The organism is Alteromonas sp. KUL42, assembly GCF_006538325.1.
In the GTDB taxonomy this organism is placed as follows: Bacteria; Pseudomonadota; Gammaproteobacteria; order Enterobacterales; family Alteromonadaceae; genus Alteromonas.
In genome coordinates, this window is the sequence record NZ_BJKK01000012.1 from 53,690 (window position 1) to 73,077 (window position 19,388).

General features: G+C 44.1%; 20 protein-coding genes. 7 read left to right on the plus strand and 13 right to left on the minus strand.

The window, feature by feature from the left end; all coding sequences use genetic code 11:
• Positions 1 to 29: 29 nt before the first annotated feature.
• From rutD to rutA, 4 genes are all read right to left on the minus strand, one after another.
• Positions 30 to 833 carry a pyrimidine utilization protein D gene (gene rutD / locus EYR97_RS15400; RefSeq protein WP_242635050.1) on the minus strand — a complete coding sequence of 268 codons (804 nt, stop codon included), beginning with the start codon at positions 831 to 833 and terminating at the stop codon, positions 30 to 32.
• A 70-nt stretch (positions 834 to 903) separates the two neighbouring features.
• The gene (gene rutC / locus EYR97_RS15405; RefSeq protein ID WP_131094554.1) at positions 904 to 1,287 is read right to left on the minus strand and encodes a pyrimidine utilization protein C; all 384 of its coding nucleotides are present in this window, start codon (positions 1,285 to 1,287) and stop codon (positions 904 to 906) included.
• Between the two features lie 28 nt (positions 1,288 to 1,315).
• The gene (gene rutB, locus EYR97_RS15410; RefSeq protein ID WP_131094555.1) at positions 1,316 to 2,044 is read right to left on the minus strand and encodes a pyrimidine utilization protein B; all 729 of its coding nucleotides are present in this window, start codon (positions 2,042 to 2,044) and stop codon (positions 1,316 to 1,318) included.
• Entirely contained in the window at positions 2,044 to 3,132 is a 1,089-nt protein-coding gene (gene rutA, locus EYR97_RS15415) for a pyrimidine utilization protein A (RefSeq protein ID WP_131094556.1), read from the minus strand. Before rutA ends, rutB begins: the two co-directional genes overlap by 1 nt.
• Positions 3,133 to 3,441: 309 nt before the next feature.
• On the opposite strand from rutA, the gene rutR reads away from it, so the two are divergent.
• Positions 3,442 to 4,107 carry an HTH-type transcriptional regulator RutR gene (gene rutR / locus EYR97_RS15420; protein ID WP_131094557.1) on the plus strand — a complete coding sequence of 222 codons (666 nt, stop codon included), beginning with the start codon at positions 3,442 to 3,444 and terminating at the stop codon, positions 4,105 to 4,107.
• 55 nt (positions 4,108 to 4,162) lie between these two features.
• Here the strand turns inward: rutR and EYR97_RS15425 are convergent, their stop codons facing one another.
• Positions 4,163 to 4,834, minus strand: coding sequence for a Crp/Fnr family transcriptional regulator (locus tag EYR97_RS15425; protein ID WP_131094558.1), 672 nt, complete (start codon positions 4,832 to 4,834; stop codon positions 4,163 to 4,165).
• A gap of 84 nt (positions 4,835 to 4,918) precedes the next feature.
• Here EYR97_RS15425 and EYR97_RS15430 point away from each other — a divergent pair, with 84 nt between their 5' ends.
• Positions 4,919 to 5,788, plus strand: a complete 870-nt coding sequence (locus EYR97_RS15430; RefSeq protein ID WP_131094559.1) for a sterol desaturase family protein — start codon at positions 4,919 to 4,921, stop codon at positions 5,786 to 5,788.
• Positions 5,789 to 5,855: 67 nt separating this feature from the next.
• Positions 5,856 to 6,080, plus strand: coding sequence for a VF530 family DNA-binding protein (locus tag EYR97_RS15435; RefSeq protein ID WP_131094560.1), 225 nt, complete (start codon positions 5,856 to 5,858; stop codon positions 6,078 to 6,080).
• 76 nt (positions 6,081 to 6,156) lie between these two features.
• Here EYR97_RS15435 and EYR97_RS15440 read toward each other — a convergent pair whose 3' ends face one another.
• Genes EYR97_RS15440 through EYR97_RS15450 form a run of 3 tightly spaced genes read right to left on the minus strand, consistent with a single transcriptional unit; the run spans position 6,157 to position 7,940 of the window.
• Entirely contained in the window at positions 6,157 to 6,678 is a 522-nt protein-coding gene (locus EYR97_RS15440) for a CC0125/CC1285 family lipoprotein (protein ID WP_131094561.1), read from the minus strand.
• An 18-nt stretch (positions 6,679 to 6,696) separates the two neighbouring features.
• Entirely contained in the window at positions 6,697 to 7,440 is a 744-nt protein-coding gene (locus EYR97_RS15445) for an anti-sigma factor (RefSeq protein WP_131094562.1), read from the minus strand.
• The gene (locus tag EYR97_RS15450) at positions 7,437 to 7,940 is read right to left on the minus strand and encodes an RNA polymerase sigma factor (RefSeq protein ID WP_131094563.1); all 504 of its coding nucleotides are present in this window, start codon (positions 7,938 to 7,940) and stop codon (positions 7,437 to 7,439) included. Before EYR97_RS15450 ends, EYR97_RS15445 begins: the two co-directional genes overlap by 4 nt.
• Positions 7,941 to 8,177: 237 nt before the next feature.
• Here EYR97_RS15450 and EYR97_RS15455 point away from each other — a divergent pair, with 237 nt between their 5' ends.
• Positions 8,178 to 9,542 (plus strand): S8 family serine peptidase, encoded by a 1,365-nt coding sequence (locus EYR97_RS15455; protein WP_131094564.1) that lies wholly within the window; start codon positions 8,178 to 8,180, stop codon positions 9,540 to 9,542.
• Positions 9,543 to 9,553: 11 nt separating this feature from the next.
• On the opposite strand, the gene EYR97_RS15460 is transcribed toward EYR97_RS15455, so the two are convergent.
• Positions 9,554 to 10,450 (minus strand): surface lipoprotein assembly modifier, encoded by an 897-nt coding sequence (locus tag EYR97_RS15460; protein ID WP_165478068.1) that lies wholly within the window; start codon positions 10,448 to 10,450, stop codon positions 9,554 to 9,556.
• Between the two features lie 95 nt (positions 10,451 to 10,545).
• Positions 10,546 to 11,289 (minus strand): hypothetical protein, encoded by a 744-nt coding sequence (locus EYR97_RS15465; protein ID WP_131094566.1) that lies wholly within the window; start codon positions 11,287 to 11,289, stop codon positions 10,546 to 10,548.
• 246 nt (positions 11,290 to 11,535) lie between these two features.
• On the opposite strand from EYR97_RS15465, the gene EYR97_RS15470 reads away from it, so the two are divergent.
• Positions 11,536 to 13,662 (plus strand): TonB-dependent siderophore receptor, encoded by a 2,127-nt coding sequence (locus EYR97_RS15470; RefSeq protein WP_131094567.1) that lies wholly within the window; start codon positions 11,536 to 11,538, stop codon positions 13,660 to 13,662.
• 84 nt (positions 13,663 to 13,746) lie between these two features.
• Positions 13,747 to 14,895: a DUF1624 domain-containing protein gene (locus tag EYR97_RS15475; RefSeq protein ID WP_131094568.1), complete on the plus strand. Its 1,149-nt coding sequence runs from the start codon at positions 13,747 to 13,749 to the stop codon at positions 14,893 to 14,895.
• A gap of 176 nt (positions 14,896 to 15,071) precedes the next feature.
• Here EYR97_RS15475 and EYR97_RS15480 read toward each other — a convergent pair whose 3' ends face one another.
• The 3 genes from EYR97_RS15480 to dinB form a co-directional block, all read right to left on the minus strand.
• A complete protein-coding gene (locus EYR97_RS15480) occupies positions 15,072 to 15,941 on the minus strand; it encodes an MBL fold metallo-hydrolase (RefSeq protein WP_131094569.1) in 870 nt (289 codons plus the stop codon).
• Positions 15,942 to 16,040: 99 nt separating this feature from the next.
• On the minus strand, positions 16,041 to 16,289 hold the full coding sequence (locus tag EYR97_RS15485) for a DUF1653 domain-containing protein (protein ID WP_131094570.1): 249 nt from the start codon (positions 16,287 to 16,289) through the stop codon (positions 16,041 to 16,043).
• Positions 16,290 to 16,456: 167 nt separating this feature from the next.
• A complete protein-coding gene (gene dinB / locus EYR97_RS15490) occupies positions 16,457 to 17,527 on the minus strand; it encodes a DNA polymerase IV (protein ID WP_131094571.1) in 1,071 nt (356 codons plus the stop codon).
• A gap of 259 nt (positions 17,528 to 17,786) precedes the next feature.
• On the opposite strand from dinB, the gene EYR97_RS15495 reads away from it, so the two are divergent.
• A complete protein-coding gene (locus EYR97_RS15495) occupies positions 17,787 to 19,346 on the plus strand; it encodes a sodium:solute symporter family transporter (RefSeq protein WP_131094572.1) in 1,560 nt (519 codons plus the stop codon).
• Positions 19,347 to 19,388: the final 42 nt, after the last annotated feature.

Sequence of the window (19,388 nt, forward strand, 5' to 3'; positions counted from 1 at the left end):
AATATTTCAATTCCAATTCTTGTTAACTTTTAAGCCAGTTGGCTCAAACGTTCACGTAATATGTTGTTAAATTCAGAAGTCGCTGTAATGGTTGATGCATGCCCGCCATATTCCATTAGAGCTAACTCAGCATTCGGCATGTGACTTACCAAGATTTTGGAGCGCTGCCACGGTACCAATACATCATCTTTGTTCGCTATGGCCAGTGTGGGGGTGTGGATGTCAGCAAGCTGCGCTTCAATATTAAATGCACTAAGTGCCCCAATCCTCATAAGCAAATTGTGCTCGTTGGGGAAGTGACGAAGTTGATGGGCTTCTTCTTGTGATAGGTGCTCCGCGTTAGCGGCAATCCAATCTGCTGGGTAAAGCAATAACGCCTGCATTTGCAAATAGATATCTTTGTTGCCCGCAGCCAATATGGCCTTTCGAATATTAAAGCAGCGTAGCGTATGCGGGTTAGGGCTGCTCCACGCGTTTATCAACACTAAGCTTTGCACTAATGCCGGATGTGTAGACGCCAAAGCAAGTCCTACAAGGCCACCTAGCGCGTGACCAACAATATGACATTGCTTGATATCAAGATGCACCAACAAGGTACGTAACTCTTTAGCCATATGCGTAATGGTGTAATCTTCTGGCAAGGTTGCAGGGCTTTTCCCTGTGCCAAGCTGGTCATACACAACAATGCGATACGTATCAGACAAATCACGTATTTGAGGTTGCCAAAAGTGCGCCGCGCCACCTAAACCAGAGCTAAAGACCAGTGTTGGCGCATTGGCGCCTTTTAGGCCATGCACTTCAAAATGCATAGGGCTCTGTTTATCATTTACCATATTAGTCGCTACATCTCTGAAAACTACAATACACACGCGTTACCGCTTCGGATAAAGCCAACATCATTGACTATGCGATGTGTGCCACGGAGGCAATCTCGATTAATGCTTCTGGTTTAACCAACCCCACTTTCACGCAGTAGCGCGCAGGTTTTTCACCGGGAAAGTACTCGGCGTAGACCTTATTAACTGCAGCATAGTTATCCCAATCGGTGACAAAAATTGAATTAAATGTGATGTCATCCATGGTGCCACCGGCTTCTTCCACCACTCCTTTGATAGTTTCAAGCACGTGACGGGTTTGTGCTTCAGCGTCTCCCACATGAACTACGTCATTGTTTTCGTCGAAAGGTAGGGTGCCTGACACATACAGAATGTTGTCAGCCATTGAACCTGGTACAAATGGCGCGATTGGTGCGGCGGTTCCCGCTGGAATAATTGCTTTTTTTGGCATCGGAAAATCCTTAAATAATTGGTGTTAGTTATTGGCTAAACAGTTCGCAGAATTGGTCTGTGCTAGATACCCAGCCAAAGAACGTTTGAATATTGAATAGTGCAGATTGTTGAATATCGGGAGCACCCGCCTGATGCGTTGCATCTGCGAGTACCACGCCAAAGTATTCAAGGTGAAACCCGTCTCTCAGCGTTGATTCAACGCACACATTGGTTGCTATACCAGTAAACACAATGTTGCGGATGCCTCTGGCTCGCAGCATACTGTCTAAGTTGGTATTGTAAAAACCACTGTACCGAGTTTTGGGAATAAGAATGTCGCCCTCTTGAACTTTCAGGGCATCAACTAATTGGTAATCCCACCCACCTTTTGCCAACAGACTTCCTTCAAGCGATGCATTTCTTCGCATGGTTTTAAGGGCGTTTGATTTGTACCAATTCGGTGAGCCTGGGCCACCCGCTTCCTTGTATTCTGGATCCCAGCCGTTTTGTAAAAACACCACTGGCATCTTTTGACGTCGCGCGGTTTCAATCACTTTAATTGTATTGGCAATAACGGGGCCGGTGCTTGACACATCAAACCCTGCTTTGTCTAAATACCCATCTTTGCTGGCATAGGCATTCTGCAAGTCCACAACAATAACGGCGGTTTCCGCTGGATTTAGCTTTATGGGTTCAGGCTTTGCCGCCAAAACAGGCTGATTAGCTTGCTGCGCTTGAAAATACCCAGCTACTTCAAACATCTCTCCTGACGACATTACGCAGCCCCTGAAGTATCAAGCAAGTGTTGACGTGATTTCATGAGCGGTTGAATTTTGGTACCGAAATCATCCATACCTTGTAGGAAGTCATCAAATGTAAGTAACACGCCTTCACACCCAGGTACTGTGGCAATCTCATCAAGCATGGCAGCTACGGCTTCATATGAGCCTACTAACGTTCCCATATTCAAGTTAACCGCTGATGTAGGGTTGGTCATGTCGCGAATATTCGTGTCTTTGCCTGAGGTCTTATCTGCCGCACCTTGGGTTGACATCCAATCGAGAGCCGCTTGGTCTTTGCCTTCTTTGTAGCTTTCCCATTTCGCCATGGCTTTTTCGTCGGTTTCATCGGCAATTACCATCATCAGAACGGCTGAGCCGACACTACGACCGTGTTTTTCTGCCGCTTCGGTAAGTCGTGCTGCGGTAGGAGCAAATGCAGTTGGCGTGTTTACCCCCTTGCCGAAACAGAAATTGTAATCTGCATGACGAGCGGAAAAGTCCATTCCAGCAGCACTTTGCCCCGCACAAATTAACGGAATTTTTCGTGATGGCTTCGGTAACATTTGGCAATCATCCATTTGAAAGTGATCACCTTTAAAGTCGCTTTTTCCCGTTTCCCATAACTCTTTCACCACTTGGATGTATTCGTCTAAATACTCATAGCGGTTACCAAAGAATTCATCGCCGGGCCACATGCCCATTTGAGAATATTCAGGGCGCTGCCAACCTGTGACAAGGTTTACGCCAAAGCGCCCATTTGAAATTGAATCGATGGTGGTTGCCATGCGCGCCATAATCGCAGGGGGCAACACTAAGGTGGCAGCGGTTGCATACAGTTGAATTTTTGATGTCACAGCAGCAAGGCCTGCCATTAACGTGAAAGATTCCAAGTTGTAATTCCAGAATTCGGTTTCACCACCAAAGCCACGCAGTTTGATCATCGACAGGGCAAAATCCATATCGTACTTTTCCGCTTTTAGAACAATCTCTTTGTTGAGATCAAAAGTGGGTTTGTACTGCGGAGAGTTTTTCGAAATTAGCCAGCCATTGTTACCAATGGGAATAAATACACCTATATCCATGTTTTTCTCTCTTGCTTGTATGCTTTGTGGGCTGTTTTCACAGCTTATTGTTAATTCGCCTTGCTCAACCACGTGAAACGACGGTACACATTGCATACAGCATTAACTGGGCCATTTTTAATTTCCCCTAACTTTCAACACCTTAACCGCAAACCCAAACCCAAATTAGACCAAATGGTTCAATTTGGAGCATGAAGTCCAATTAATTTGTGCTTTTGTGGTGCAATTTTGTTCAAAGCGGTTTAATGCAAACTCACCAAGGGGTAAAATGGCAACCAGAAGGATAAACAAGGGTTGAAGAAGTACACCATGTCAGACAAGGAACTCCATTTAAAAACGGGCCGAAGCTTTAGCCCTACTACGCAGAAAAGGCGTGCAGAAGCCCTACAAGCCAAGCGCAGTAGGATAATGCAAGCGGCATTGTCACTGTTTGCAAAAAATGGAGTAAGCGGTACCAGTGTGGAACAAATTTCTGAGCTGGCCGATGTGTCCAAAAGCAATTTGTTGTATTACTTTAAAAGTAAAGAACAACTCTATTTAGATGTGATTACCCATCTCCTTGATGTATGGCTAACGCCGCTACAAAGCTTTTCTGCTGAACAAGATCCTATCGAGACATTAAGTGAATACATTAAAGTGAAGCTTGAGATGTCTCGTGATAACCCTGCTGAATCAAAGTTATTTTGTATGGAAGTGGTACAGGGGGCACCGTTACTTATCAAAGAGCTAGAAACGCCATTGAAGGAGCTTCTCGATGCTAAAAGTGCAGTGATAAACGCATGGATAGACGCAGGAAAGTTAAAACCTGTAGAGCCCTACCATTTAATATTCAGCATTTGGGCGATAACCCAACATTACGCCGATTTCAGTGTTCAAATAAAAGCAGTAACTGGGAAGGATTTGAGTAACGCGGCATTTTTTAATAGCACATTAGACAACATAAAGCGTATTTTGCTGGATGGATTGAAGCCCTAGCTTTTCGAAATGACACTTTAATGTAATTGTGCCGTAATAGGTGACAGCGGTTCAATTACAGCGGTAATAACGACGTATTGTCAGATAAATACTCTGCCAATTTTTGTGTATTCACTATTTCTACACCACCATATTTCTTTTCTATCAAATTTAACGTCAATAACGTGTTCAATGCCTTATGTGCGGTTAGCACAGTAACCCCCAAGCGCTCAGCATAGTCACTTTGCCTTAGTTTTATGAGCCTCTGGTTAGACATCAGATAACCTTGATAAATAAGCTTTGCCAGTTGCACGTGAGTAGGCAGTCTTCGCATGTCGTCTAAACGCTCAAGTACAGTGTGTAATTTAATGGCCAATGAGCGCGTGATGAACGTAGATACTATGTCATGGGTTGAAATTAAGCGTTTATAAGCAGGCTCTGATATTTGTAAAATACGACAGTCATTAATGGCTTGAGCATGATGAGTACGCGCTAGTGAAGCATAAAGTGTAAATTCGCCAAAGGTTTCCCCACGCGTAAGTGTAGTTGTAATTTGATAACTTCCATCTAAACCATAGTTACCAATTTTGACCTCCCCCTCTACCACAATGGATAAACCGCTATTCTTACTTCCTCTGTTATGAATGGTTTGTGTCGCACAATAATGCTGGCACTTGCCAAAAGGCATACACAACGCAATAAGCTCTTCAGGCATTACGGTTTGCGCAACGGTTTGTACATAAGACATTTTATTCAAAATATATAGTTGTATATATTTTCAAACGTTAACCTAGTGTTAAATTTATTGCAATTAATTAACAGGAATGCAGGTATGTTTTATCAGTGGGTCATCCTTAGCGTGTTTGTTACCTTCGCGTTACTTGAAGCAAAAAATGGCAAACTGTTTAAGAAAGAAACGGAAGTAAGCGATGACGGAAAAGTAGAGGCCATCGGCACCCTTTTACTATTTGTGATCACACAGCCTTTGGTTTTATTTTGTGCTGGCGCACTGATGCTGGCGCTGTTTCCTCAATATAAAGGTGTTCTCGAACAGCGCTCTATATTCTTGCACATTGCACTACTGCTTATTTTCGACGATATGATGCAATACTGGTGGCACCGCTTGTCTCACTCAACACGCTTTCTTTATAACTTGCATCGGGCACATCACAATGCCAAATACATGAGTGTACGCATTATTTACCGGAACAATTTCTTCTACTACTTGTTTATGCCGTCACTGTGGTTCTCTGGTGTACTTATTTACCTGGGCCTTGGGTGGACATATGCGTTCTACTTAGTGGTGAAACTTACCGTAATTACCGGTGCTCATGCAGAGTGGAAGTGGGATAGAATTTTGTATCAAACAACATGGCTTCACCCTCTTGCTTGGTTAGTCGAGCGCACGATTTCCACACCATCAACACACAGCGCACACCACGGGTTACGTGCAGATGATGGCGTAACGAATTACAAAGGAAACTATGGAAATCTACTATTCTTTTGGGATGTGCTATTTGGTACGGCTAAAATAACGCGTCGATATCCAAAAGAATACGGCATAGAGGGTATGTTTTATGCGAACTGGAAAGAGCAACTATGTTGGCCACTGTATAAGACACCACGGAAAGCACAAAAGAGTAAAAATGTAGCAACACAAACGGTATCAAACCACTTGCAACAAGAAAGTGAAAGTAGATGATCAAGCCCTAACTGCCACAAGACGTGTTAAACTTGTGGCAGTTAAAGCCAAATAATTACCAAAGCTGATGAACAACCAACCGAATAACCCACTACACGGTTTAACTTTAGAAAATATACTAACCCAACTGCATGAGCGCTATGGATGGGATGGGTTGCATTACCGTATTAAAGTGAATTGCTTTAACAATGACCCTTCCATTAAGTCTTCACTGAAGTTTTTGCGAAAAACACCTTGGGCAAGGGAAAAAGTGGAACAGTTGTATATACAAACTTTTGTCCATTCCACTTAAATTAGCGCTTGCTAGGTATCAAACTAATTGACCTTAGTTTTACAACTCAACCAAAGCGCGTTATAACCAACACGCTCTAATCTTTTGACGACAAGTTTTCTTTTACCTGTCGCGCATCAAAGCTTGAACTTGAATCAGGGCGCGTACCACGTCCCAACTGAATATCCAGTGCGCTTTCAATGACACTTTTCTCCTGACCACCTACAAAGATGCCGGTAGATAACGTCGACTCAGGATAGGCGCGGGTACGGCAGGTCACAAGACCACAATCCGTCACTCGGGTATAACGCTTGGAAAACCCAGTTTCTGGCTCAACGGAGACCCTCTCGCGGTCGACCATGGTTTCACGATTTGCAACCACAAACCAATCATAACCTTCGTTAAGCGTCACTTCTGCTGCGCGTAACATGGCGTAATCCATTGCCTTGGTTTTGTCACTGCCCTTACCTTTAAAATACACGCGATATTGAGTGTCGGTCAGTTTGGTTTCCGAATAGCCGTATCCGCCATTTTCTGCCGCGCGATAGGCAGGCTGACTAGCACAAGCGGCCAATGTTAATCCCATAATCAGCGTTGCAAATTTCATTACTGTCTTCATCTTAACCTCCAACGGCAGTTATTGCTGCCAGTTCGTTTGAATCGCGTTTTGTTCTTGCTCCCGATTTAGCGGGGCACCCTGCATTATCTCGTCCAGCACGTTATCCAGCTCAGTCACTGAGGCTGCCGTTTGATATTCACCAAGTTGCCCTACAGGCTTATCCAGTGCTACTGCAGCGCGTTGCTGCCAACTGCCCTCTAGCTTACATGCAATCATGACGTCATAGCGCTCCGTGCCAGTAACGGTGAATTGTCTGCATAGTGCTCCGTCTTTATTCAGGAACGACAATTGCGGCATTACCGTTTGCGCGCCAGCCTGATATGGCTGCCCACTGGTTTGGCTATCCAGCACTGCCGCAACTTGTTGCCATTCGCTGTTGCCAGAAGACTGGCCATCCATTAGCTGCTGCCAACCCAGCAAACCGACGAGCGCGACACTGGCAGCCATCGCCATACCGCGTAACCAACGCACATTGCTTCCTTGAGCAAACATTTTCTGGTCGGCATTCTGAGTCTTGCACCTAACAAAGCTGGCTACGTTGCTCTCTTGTTCGGCGTCACACAACGCTTCTACATGAGCTGGTACCGGACTATTGGTTGCCTGTTCTGCGGCGGTTTTCACAACATGGTCCACCATACTCAATGCCGCCAAGCGGTCACACAATGTGTCATCCTGGGCTATGGCATCCCGCACCCGCGACATTTGCTGTTCATCCAGTTCGTTGTCTAAAAACGCGCTGAGTTGTTCATCGGTAATCTTCATGCCGTGACCTCATTGCTTTTATCCAAGTTCAGTATTTGTGCCAGCTTAGTTCTGGCCCTTGCCAATCGACTCATGACTGTACCCGACGGTACCGACAACACGGTCGCAGTATCCTGATAAGACATCCCCTGTACCGCCACCAAAGACAAGACCTCACGCTGGTCATCAGGCAGGGTCGCCATTGCGCTTTCCACCTGCTTTAGCGTGATATCGGCGGTGATTTGTGAAGTCGCATCAATGTCTGTCTGTTGCAGTTCTGGTTTGTGTACTGCGGCCTGTCGCACTTTGTTCGCTCTGTACTCATCAATCCATAAATTGCGGCATACCCGATAGGACCAGGCCAGTAATTCAACGTCTTCCGGGATCGGCTTACTCAGTAATTTTTCCACGGTGTTTTGTAATAAGTCGTCGGCGTCAGCCATGCTACCCGTCAGCGAATATGCAAATCGTCTTAGAACAGGCAGCATACTTTTGAGTTGTGCCGATTGTGTTGTTGTCATTGTATTTTCCTACACTGCAAGGAGGTGAAATGCCCCCTCAGGATTGCCTCTTTTATAGGGTTAACGAGGCAGCGTTTATTTTATTCCCTTTAATTGGAATTTTTTTTATTTATTTCGTTAACCCAACATATGTACCGGTTATCCGGCTGACGGAAATCGCTTTTCTAATACTGTCTTCATTGCTAGATGAATATAAAGCCGGTACCACCCTTTTCACTTTTGTATTAAGGTGTCGCTATGAAGTTTACTTATCCCAATACGTTTATGCGCAAGGTCATTCTTACCGCTGTTGCACTAACGAGTTATACACCTGTTACAGATGCACAAGTCCTGCCATCGGTAACGCGCACCGTCACTCAACCTATTGAGGACATATCCCGACGGGCGGCTAACGAACGTATTACAGACCGTATTAAACCACGTGTTGCACCGGCCTTACCCGATTTGCTGCCAGAACTCAAAACCACATTGACCACCGAATTATCACAGGCCTTATTACCCGTAAAGCAGGCACTTAATGTCGTCAATTCGATACAGCAAACGGTAATAAGGGAAGAAATTACCCCTCAAGGCGATCTGGCTATTGCCAGAGAGTGGGTGTTGTATGTCTCTGATGCTGACTTATCCTTGCTGGCAGAATCTTCATTCACTGTAGTTAAACAGCGCTACGTGTCATTACTGGACAACTGGCTTGTCAGTATCCGCGTGCCTGATGAATTAAATTCTGTTCAAGCGATGCAAGCGTCACTGCCAGCGCACCTGCAAACTCAGCTGGGCCGAAACCACATCTATCTTACTCAGGCGGGTTCAGCGTCAGGCACAATGAATAGCGAACAGAACAAATTAAATTCTGCAGCACAGTTGTGCAATCAGCCCTCTCGTATTGGTATGCTGGATTCAGCCATAGAGATGCATCATCCGCTGTTAACAAGCCTCAGCATTACGCAGCAACGTTTTTTAGATGAATCCCTTCCCATAAGCCAGGCTCATGGCACGGCGGTCGCAGGTATCCTTCAACAGCAGCTATCTCAGCGCAGTCAGGTTTTTAATGCGGCGGTCTTTTATTCCAGAACCCAGGTTTCCCAAGGTGCCAGCGTGTTCGATTTAATCAGTGGTATGGACTGGCTGTCGAAACAGCAGGTATCCGTTATTAATATGAGTTTTACCGGGCCACAAAACCCGTTGCTGGCGAAAGCCATTACACGGCTATCTAAAAGCGGTATTACGCTGGTTGCGGCGGTAGGTAACGCTGGCCCTGCTGCACCGCCTTTATATCCTGCGGCGTTCCCAGAGGTAATTGGCGTCTCCGCCGTGGATGCAAACGGTACAATATACCGCTGGGCAAATCAGGGCGAGCAGGTAGCGGTTTCTGCGTCAGGCGTCAGTGTTATCACTGCTCGAATAAACGGTGAAACAGGCCCTGAAACCGGAACGTCAATGGCCTCGCCTGTTATTGCGGGCTGGCTGAGCCACTGGTTAGCCTGTGAATCTTCTGAAGCAACCGGACTTGTTGAATTACCCCACCAACTACGCGATCAATTACAGGATAAGGGCGAGCCAGGATGGGATCCGGTGTATGGCGAAGGCGTCTGGCTACCCTAGATCAATTGCGGTTAAAAACTGGCAGTAAATCCCACATTGGCTTGATTTTCCTGATAGTCGGCAATCGCCAGATTCGACTGATAGTCTGCAAATTTTGCCCCCATATCCAGTGCAATATGCTCAGTAAGTTCATAACTGACTGTTAAGCCCAGGGTATGCTGACGATCGGTACGCTTAGTCACAGACAGAAACGCTTCTGCTTCGCTGTAGTCCCTGTACACAAACTGATACTGGGCTTTTAATGAAGTGGGCGCGCCCCATAATTGGGTGGGGTAAGTCCAGCTCAGCTGCCCGCTGTGTCCGGAAAAATCGAGTCTGTCAGTGTCCGCATCTTCGTATTGGTAGGTGTAACCGATGTTAATCATTTCGCAATCCAGGTTTGGCAAATAAAACCACTGCGTAGACAACTGCCCACCCTTAGCATCACGCTCAGGCAACGAATCAAAACGCTTTTGAAGGTAGTCAGCACTGACATGCAAATAGTTTTTTGCAGTAATGCTGTTTTGCCAGCTTACGCCCGATTGTTGGTATTGCATAAAGTCACTACCTGCTAATGTTGCTTCAGCCAGGTAGCTGTGCACACCCCATTTCCCCACGCTGGTTTGCCAGCCAGCCCCCACATTTAAAGTGGTAATAGCCAGATTAAAGTCTGTCGCATCCTGATAATGCGTGCGCTGATGGTTCACGCCAGCATTGAAAGACACTGCATCTGTAGCCTGCCATTCGGCGCTGAACTTACCTTTCAGATAACCGGCATAATCAGATTGATTGCTGGCGCGATCCAGTTCATTAACGGTCACGTTGGAATCGTACTGAGCACCTGCTTTCAACTCACCTTTATAGGTAACACTTGCCATCACAGGTACGCTGATTAAAACAAAGGTGGTAATTGATATTAATTTCTTCATCGTTAATGTCCTCAACAGCTTAAACATCGAATTAGAAGTGCAATAGCGTAAAAGCAAAGAGAGAGGCCTTCTGACCTCCCCCTTTTTACGAAGGACTAGTTACCCAGAATTGAGCTAATGTTTGCAGTTACTGCATCGTTAACGGTATTTGATACCGCACCTTCTACAGCAGTAGACACACTGTTGTTAACTGTGCTGTTTACTGTTGCATTAACCGAGTCACTGACTTGCGATACCGCTGAAGTAGATACCGACTGCGCAACACTTGTTGATACTGCTGAGGCGACCACTTGCTCAACAGAAGCTGTATCGGCTACCTGCATTACTGTGGCAGTATCATTGGTGTTTTGTAATGTGCCTTCAATTGAACCACCCGTATTCACCAGCGTATCAACTCCAGTTACCACCGTAGTGTCAACGCTGTTTCCAATACTACCCTGCAATGATTGTGACAATGCTTCCACGGGCAGGTTGCCGGCTATTTCAGTACCTTGTTCAACGGCCGAATCCATCAAGGCTTCAGCTTTCTGTTCTGTTTCGCCTACAGCATCCCCAGACTCTTCCGCGGTATCAGCAATCTCGGAGGCGGAATCTCCAGCCTGCTCCGCAGAGTTTTCTGTCATTTTCTCGCTGGAATCATTTGTTGCCTGTGCATCTGATTGATTTGACAACGATAAAGACAGCGATGAAGGTGCACCTTGCTCGATGTTAATCGACGCTTGAGAATCAACCGAGGTAGATTGGTTAATAGCAACATCTGTTTCAACAGACTGCGCCATTGCAGCACCATATGTAAGGCCCATCGCCAAAACCAGTATAGTAAAAGTGAACGTTTTCATAATCATCTCCTGTTATGTCACATTGACATTGAGTTAACGGAGACGCGTTAGGTTTTATTCCAATAAAACTGAAATTAATCGCAAATTGTGATTAAAGAAGCATGTGAATAACTTAATGAATATCTCATCACCTTTTTAAACCAGAAAACAAAACAAAGTTTTGTAGTTGGTATACATCACACCTAGAAAACCACCCTGTTATGTTATAACATTTACTAAATCTTCATTACTACTTTTAAGAATACCGTGAACAAGCAGTTTTTATTTTCATTATTCGTCATATCTAACAGCGCTTTAGCGCAAGATTTAGCACAAAATAGTACAACGCATACCTCAGGCTCTCCTGAAAATATCGAGCATATTGAAGTAAAAAGGTTATGGCAGCCTTATCGTGGAAACGTGCCACTGGTAGAAACACCACAAGCAGTTGATAGAATTAATGCCGACGCATTAGAGGTAGAGGGGATCACTCGCTTTATGGAAGCGTTGGAGTTATCGCCGAGTATTGTTAGACAAAATAACTCGGGCGGTATGTTTGACAGCTTTGCTATTCGTGGGTTTTCTGGTGATGAAAATAATCCTACAGGTTATTTAGTTAATGGTTTTAACTCTCGTGGTTATAACGGTAATCGTAGCACCGCAAATGTTGAAACCATTGAAGTGATGAAAGGGCCAGGTTCAGCGTTATATGGTCAAGGTGAACCTGGTGGCACCATTAATATCATCACGAAAAAACCGCAATTCGACAGACAAGGTTACCTTCAGGGAACCTTTGGAAATTTCAATAAGAAGCAATTTGAGTTTGATTATACGGATGGCTTAAATGATGAAATGGCGTATCGCTTAAATGGTTCGTATGAAGATTCTGATACCTATCGCGACCATGTTTTCATAGAAAGCTTCCATTTTAATCCATCGTTCTTATGGAATATTTCTGATAACACTAGCTTTAGCTATGAAATGGAAGTGCTTGATCAGAAAAAGCCTTTAGACCGTGGCGTATTTGTTTTAAATAACGATTTCGATTCCGTTGATGCTGAAGATTTTTACGGCGATGTTCGAGATGGCGCTCACGTTGTAGAGGCGTTGGGGCATCAGTTACTTTTCAACCATAAGTTAAACAATAATTGGCACGTATTGGCTGGCTTGGCCTATCGAGACTCATCATTTAAAGGTCAGTCATCAGATACTGAACTATCTAGTGGTCGTCAGCTTGTGTACACCAACCCAGACTTACTATCTCGCCAACGAAGAGAACGTGACTATCAAGCAGAGGATATATCTACTCGCTTCGAACTTAGTGGTGAACTAGCGCTTGGCGGTTTCAAGAATAATATTTTAATCGGCTTAGATTATTATCAATTTGAACTAGATACTGACTATCGTGTCTGGCGTACAGCATGGGGATCAGGTGATACTACTTATGCCATTGATCCAAATAATCCAGACTATACTCTAGAACAACCTGTAGCCTCTCCTAAAACACAAACAGCGGAGGAGCAAAAAGGTTTAGGCTTATATGCTCAAAACCTCATTGAGCTTACCGAAAACGCAAAGCTGTTACTTGGTTTCAGAGTTGATAACTTCGAGCAAAGTATCTTGAATATCGTAAATAATGAATCTCAAGAACAAGAGCAAACAGAAGTCACCCCTCGTATCGGTTTTGTCTATAAATTGAATGGCTCGGTCAATTTGTATTCAAGCTATGCGGAAGGCTTTAGACCAAACCCAGGCCTTGATGCTGACCGAAATGCTTTTGAGCCAGAAGAAACAACGTCTTTTGAGATAGGTGCAAAATGGGAAAATATTGCGAAAAGATTCTCAGGTAACCTTGCTTTATTTGATGCCGAAAAAACGAATATGTTAACGGCAGAGCCTGATACGGGGCTTTCTGCCACGTTGGGTAAAGTTGAAAGTCAAGGCGTTGAATTCAACTTAAACACGGTGCTAACCGACAATACGAGTATTGAATTTGCCTATGCGTATACTAATGCTAGAACAGCAAACGATGTGATCAACTCAGATTGGGGTGTCCCTATTCCAAAAGGGTCTCGTCTTATCAATATCGCCGACCATATCGGCCATATCTCATTGAAGCACCAAACCAGTTTAATGGGTAAAGAAACCTATTTAGCCACAACGATAAATTATATTGGAGATCGTTTAGGCGAAACTACCGACGCCAATTACATCTTACCGTCGTACACATTGGTAAATGTGTCAGCGGTCGTAGAACTCAACAACCAGTTGAGCTTAAGGTTAGACATCAATAACCTGCTTGATGAAGCGTATTTTGAGAACTCATACCACAAATTATGGACAATGCCTGGTTCGCCAATTAACTACAGTGCGAGTGTTAAATATCGATATTAACCCATTACTGTAATTGTCTAAAACAGCGAATGCCTGAACAGTCAGTTCAGGCTATTTTTTGTTTGTATAGCTTAATGTTTAACGATGAATAATTTAAAACCCCTTAAAAGTCGCATTCCATCAATCGATATTCTTCGAGGTATGGTGATTTTGCTTATGCTAGTAGATCACGTGCGAGAACGTTTTTTTCTGCATATGCAAGTTGCAGATCCAATGATTATTGATGAGACAAGCCACGCACTATTTTTTACCCGTTTTATGGCGCATTTTTGTGCACCTGTATTCATTTTTTTAACAGGACTAAGTGCTTGGTTATACGCCCACCCCACCAATAAACCACAACGCAATGTCAGATCGTTTTTACTTAAGCGAGGTCTTTTCATCATTTTGTTAGAAATAACCGTGGTGAACTTTTCTTGGTTTGGTAGCTACGACGCATTGTATTTGCAGGTTATGTGGGCCATTGGTTTAAGTATGATTGCGTTAGCACTTCTAACGTACTTACCACACCGCATTATCGGGCTTATCGGCATTGCCATTATCTTTGGCCACAATGCGTTAGATTTTATTACTTATACACCTAACGAATTTGGTTATTCTTTGTGGACAATCTTACATGACCGAGGCTATTTGTTTGCTGGCGAAGCGTTTAAAATAAAAGTGTCCTACCCAACATTGCCTTGGATTGGGGTTATTTGCTTCGGATACTTTATTGCACCTATTTTTTCTTCCAAATTTGATACGAATAGAAGACAGAATATTCTAATGCGCTTGGGCGCATTTAGCCTTGTTACACTACTTGTCGTTCGCTTAATGAATGTTTATATTGAGCCAGTTTTGTGGACTCACTTTGATGACTGGTTATTAACCGTGCAATCCTTCGTTAATTTTACGAAATATCCACCATCGTTAGGCTTTTTGCTGCTTACATTGGGTATGGCTTTTATCGTATTAGCACTGCTAGAAAAGCACAGTGGCGACAAGTTAAACTTCTTAAGACATTTTGGCTCGGCGCCTATGTTCTTCTACATCGTGCACTTATATGTTTTGTTGGTGTTATACCAGATACTCGTAACTACATTTGGTGCAAATAAAGGAATTTACTTTGGCGTAGATGATGTTTGGCAAGTTTGGGCAATTGCAGTTCTGCTAAGCTTAGCACTGTATTTACCTACAAAAAGGTTCGCTAGCTTTAAGAAAAATAGTCGACAAGCTTGGGTGAAATACATGTGACCTAGTGATGTTTTCTATACATCACTACGATAGCTATTGGTCGCAATAAACCTGATCGCGATTAATAGTAGGAAATCGCAGCGTTGACGTTCTACTTCTTGTTTACTTATTTTCTTTCTGTTCTGCCCATCAGTTTAATTAAAACGACGGGCAGACAGAATTAGATGCGCTATAGCTTAAGCATCGTTATACAGTGTTGTGATCCACTTTTCTTCGTTAATAAAGCTCCAACTCCAATCTGCCCATTTTTCATCAAGACCTGTTGCTTTCACTTCATCTAATGTTTTCCCCGCTTGTTTAAGTGCCTTTACATAGTTAAAGGTTTCGTCAATCATTGCCAAAAAGGCCGTGTACTCTGCTTTGTTACTTATTTTGCCGTGGCCGGGAATGATCACAGTGTCATCGTCAATTTTATTTAGCAGATGCTTTACCGACTCCATATATCCTTCTACATTACCACCAGCCCCTTGGTCGATGTATGGAAACATGCCGTTGAAAAACAAATCGCCAGTATGAAGTACATCAGGCTGCTCGAACCACACCACACTGTCGCCATCAGTATGACCTACTGGTAGGTGGATAACGTGTACCGTTTCGCCATTGAAATGAATTTTTATACCGTCTTCATAGGTAACCGCAGGTAGCGCTTCTGGCTTTATTTTTTCGTCGTTTGCCAAACGAATGCGCACATTCTCATGAGCAAAAATAGTGGCACCTGTATGGCTATGGAAAAACGCATTTGAACCCGTGTGATCACCATGATAGTGAGTATTGATGATGTACTTAGGTTTATCACTGCCCAGTTGCCCCAACGCCGTGGCTATTTTTTCTGCCAACGGAGCGAATTGATCATCAATAATTAACACACCATCTTCACCTGCCGACACCCCAATGTTACCTCCCATACCCGTAAGCATGTGCACTGAGCCTTTAATTGAAGTGGCAGTCACCTCCACATCAGCGAATCGGTCTTGAGAGAGTGCTTTGCTTAAAGGAAAGGCAGCGAGCAAAGCGGCAAAAAGCATTGAACGAGTGGGCATTTTCATGAGAATTCCTTGGTGTGTCTTTTTTCTGTTTTGATATCTGACTAAGCAACTTTGTCAGCCTTATGGCGTTATTAATAACACTATGTGATTTACACTACATTAGATCAATTTTTCACCTTCGGGAATATCTCCTACGTAGGCAAAACGTTGTAAAACTTTTCCGTCCTTCTCTACGCTTTCAGTAAACATATCGAGAGGTCTTACCCACAAAGCGCGCTCGCCATAGCAAGGGCGATAGACAACCAACTTGCTTTCATCTTCAGAGTGGGTGGCAACTTCATATACGTCGTAAAAGTTGCCTTTGTAATGTTGATAACGTCCTGGGGTAATTAACGTGGAATCGCTCATGGAATGCCTTCAATTGTGATGTAATTTATTTTTCGCCCATTAAATTTATACCTATTTTCTAAGGCTAAATTTAGGGCCATTCTTTTATGCCGAGCTTATCAGCCGATCTTTACAGCCTATACTTAGAAAAAGTCTTTTAAGATTTATAGTCGACTGCCTTAGTATAACTACTCGTCAAAGGGTAATATTAGTTGATGTGTAGATTGTTCCGCAGCAAGGCCAATATGTAACCCTACCAACCTAATACCTCTTCCATTGGCACGCTCAAAAGCTTCTTCCATTAGCTCGTGAAAATAACGTTCATCTAATTTACCTTGCCGATGTTCAACGGTTGTTAATTGAAAGTCGTTAAACTTTAACTTTACGCCCTGAGTACGAAGTCGCACAGGCTTTCCTGTACGTTTGCCATGATTGTCTATTCTAGACTGAAGCTTTTCAAGCAAATGGGGCAAAAAGGCTTTGCATTCATCAAGGGTATGAATGTCTTCACTTAAGGTCCGCTCCACACCAATAGACTTTCGCTCTCTCGATACCGACAAACTGCGTTCATCAATGCCATGAGCACGTTCCCATAAAACACTTCCGAATTTCCCCAGCTCTTTTTGAATGCGTTCAAACGGGTAACGTCGCACGTCCTCACAGGTATTCAGTCCTAAACGTTGTAGCTTTTGCATAGTGACTTTACCCACTCCCGGTATTTTTTTAAGGGGAAGTTGTCGAACAAACTCATCAAGCTTATCAGGTGTAATGACGCAAATACCGTCGGGTTTGTTTTCATCACTTGCCACTTTAGCCACGAATTTACAGGGCGCGACCCCCGCAGAAGCTGTTAACCCAATTTCGCTTTTGATACGCGCGCGTATTTCTTCAGCCATAAGAGTGGCACTGCCACCACAAAATTGACTATGAGTGACATCTAGGTAGGCTTCGTCTAACGAGAGAGGCTCTATTAAATCAGTGTAATCAGAAAATATACTGCGAATTTTCTGAGACTCGTTAACGTATACCTCCATCCGCCCTTTTACTAACGTGAGATTTGGGCATAGCTTCATTGCATAAGCCGTTGCCATGGCTGAGCGTACACCAAATTTGCGGGCAGGATAGTTACAAGTAGAAATAACCCCTCTTCTATCAGAGCTACCACCAATGGCTATGGGAATATCACGCAATGCAGGATTGTCGCGCATTTCTACTGCGGCATAAAAACAATCCATGTCTACGTGAATGATCTTTCGCATAAGTGTTAATCGCCTTGGGCAGGCACAACCCACAACTGTACAAAAGAACAGTATATTATTAAATGCGTGAAAATACACCACTTCGTTGTGATATCGCCTAAGGTTTCCTTACCTTACCCATACATGGTTTGTGCTTAATTCTTTCTGTCAGTGTGATATGGTTAAAATAACAACAAGAATCTGCCATCAAACTCAACACTTTAACTCAGTACTTTGACTCAGCGCATAAAGACAGCGGAAGCATATACAGGAGAACGGAATGACGTGGCTCGACTATTCCATTGTGAGTATTTATTTACTGGGACTATTGTATTTAGGGCTTAAGTTTAGACATCAACACTCCGGTAAGGAATACTTCCTCGGCGGGCGTTCATTAGCATGGCCAACTCTCACTCTGTCGGTTATGGCAACTCAGCTTTCTGCCATAAGCTTCATTTCTGCCCCAGCCTTTGTCGGGCTTAGAGAAGGCGGAGGCCTTATTTGGTTAAGCTACGAGCTGGCATTACCGATAGCAGTTATCATCATGTTATGGCGCCTTTTACCCACTTTGCACAATGCCCAAGTGGTCAGCGTTTACGACTATTTAGAGCAGCGCTTTTCTCGCTCTACCCGCGTACTTATCAGCCTTGTTTTTCAAATTAGTCGCTCGTTTGCTACTGCCATTATGATCTATGCCATTAGTTTGATCTTGCAAGGTACCATGGGGCTAAATCAGCTCAATGCTATTTTGGTCATAGGTGTTATCACCTTGGTTTATTCGGCAATGGGTGGCATGAAAGCGGTTGTTTACGGCGATGCTATACAAATGGTACTTATTATTGCCGGTGCTGCGCTGTGTCTATGGGCTGGTCTAGATATCATAGGTGGCTGGCAAAGAGTGTTTGATGTCATACCGTCAGAACGTCTTCAGGCTACCAATACTATTACCGCGGGATTAAATGGTAGTGACTTCGGTTTGTTACCCATGCTATTTGGCGGTGTTGTATTGTATGCCTCTTACTATGGATGCGATCAGTCTGAGGCGCAGCGGGCACTGTCCAGCCACAGTATAAAAGACCTGAAGAAAATGATGTTAGCCGTGGCCTTTTTGCGCTTTCCCATAACATTACTATACTGCCTAGTTGGCTTAGTAATTGGTGCCCTTGTCATATCAACGCCAGAGTTACGCGCGCAAATCCCTGTGGGTGAACCCGATTGGATGATGCCCATATTCATTATTAATTACCTTCCCGCCGGTGTAGTCGGCATTCTGGTAGTTGCTATTCTGGCGGCTGCTATGTCATCCCTCAGCTCTGCCATTAATAGCTTAGCAGCTGTTACAACCGAAGATATTTGCCGTATAACCGGCGCAAAACCCGATGAAGATACTTATCTGAAACGTGCGCGATTTGCCGGTATTGCATGGGGGTTAATTACGCTTCTACTTTCCCTTTATGCCGGAAATATCGCCCCTACGGTCATTGAAGCAATCAATAAAATTGGCTCTGTTTTCTATGGTCCGGTATTAGCTACCTTTCTGGTTGGCATTCACAGTCGAAAAGTATCACCCGCGGCAGCGAATATCGGGTTGCTCGCTGGGGTTGCAGCCAATGTATTTCTTTGGCTAAGTGACAATACCTTGTTTTGGTTCTGGTGGAACCTTATTGGCTTTGTTGTCACCTTGAGCTTCGCATTATTGCTATCGCAGATATGGCCTAACGATGCAGATCACAAACTGCCGTCGGTGAGAGGGATAAGCTACCGTGCAGCCACAGTGCTGACAGCATGGTCGGCTTTTTTAGTTGTCACGTTAATTTATTTACCCAGTTGGTTAGGGTAGCGTCAATCACCTAAAAGAAAAAAGCGCCATTGAGACAATTCA

Bases quoted from the DNA above. Each gene is read 5' to 3' on its own strand.
- rutC (WP_131094554.1), bottom strand. From the start codon at position 1,287: ATGCCAAAAAAAGCAATTATTCCAGCGGGAACCGCCGCACCAATCGCG.
- EYR97_RS15445 (WP_131094562.1), bottom strand. From the start codon at position 7,440: ATGAAGATTACCGATGAACAACTCAGCGCGTTTTTAGACAACGAACTG.
- EYR97_RS15480 (WP_131094569.1), bottom strand. From the start codon at position 15,941: ATGAAAATGCCCACTCGTTCAATGCTTTTTGCCGCTTTGCTCGCTGCC.
- EYR97_RS15465 (WP_131094566.1), bottom strand. From the start codon at position 11,289: ATGAAAACGTTCACTTTTACTATACTGGTTTTGGCGATGGGCCTTACA.
- EYR97_RS15450 (WP_131094563.1), bottom strand. From the start codon at position 7,940: ATGACAACAACACAATCGGCACAACTCAAAAGTATGCTGCCTGTTCTA.
- EYR97_RS15435 (WP_131094560.1), top strand. From the start codon at position 5,856: ATGAACAACCAACCGAATAACCCACTACACGGTTTAACTTTAGAAAAT.
- rutD (WP_242635050.1), bottom strand. From the start codon at position 833: ATGGTAAATGATAAACAGAGCCCTATGCATTTTGAAGTGCATGGCCTA.
- rutB (WP_131094555.1), bottom strand. From the start codon at position 2,044: ATGTCGTCAGGAGAGATGTTTGAAGTAGCTGGGTATTTTCAAGCGCAG.
- EYR97_RS15440 (WP_131094561.1), bottom strand. From the start codon at position 6,678: ATGAAGACAGTAATGAAATTTGCAACGCTGATTATGGGATTAACATTG.
- EYR97_RS15455 (WP_131094564.1), top strand. From the start codon at position 8,178: ATGAAGTTTACTTATCCCAATACGTTTATGCGCAAGGTCATTCTTACC.
- rutA (WP_131094556.1), bottom strand. From the start codon at position 3,132: ATGGATATAGGTGTATTTATTCCCATTGGTAACAATGGCTGGCTAATT.
- EYR97_RS15460 (WP_165478068.1), bottom strand. From the start codon at position 10,450: ATGAAGAAATTAATATCAATTACCACCTTTGTTTTAATCAGCGTACCT.
- dinB (WP_131094571.1), bottom strand. From the start codon at position 17,527: ATGCGAAAGATCATTCACGTAGACATGGATTGTTTTTATGCCGCAGTA.
- EYR97_RS15430 (WP_131094559.1), top strand. From the start codon at position 4,919: ATGTTTTATCAGTGGGTCATCCTTAGCGTGTTTGTTACCTTCGCGTTA.
- rutR (WP_131094557.1), top strand. From the start codon at position 3,442: ATGTCAGACAAGGAACTCCATTTAAAAACGGGCCGAAGCTTTAGCCCT.
- EYR97_RS15495 (WP_131094572.1), top strand. From the start codon at position 17,787: ATGACGTGGCTCGACTATTCCATTGTGAGTATTTATTTACTGGGACTA.
- EYR97_RS15425 (WP_131094558.1), bottom strand. From the start codon at position 4,834: ATGTCTTATGTACAAACCGTTGCGCAAACCGTAATGCCTGAAGAGCTT.
- EYR97_RS15475 (WP_131094568.1), top strand. From the start codon at position 13,747: ATGAATAATTTAAAACCCCTTAAAAGTCGCATTCCATCAATCGATATT.
- EYR97_RS15485 (WP_131094570.1), bottom strand. From the start codon at position 16,289: ATGAGCGATTCCACGTTAATTACCCCAGGACGTTATCAACATTACAAA.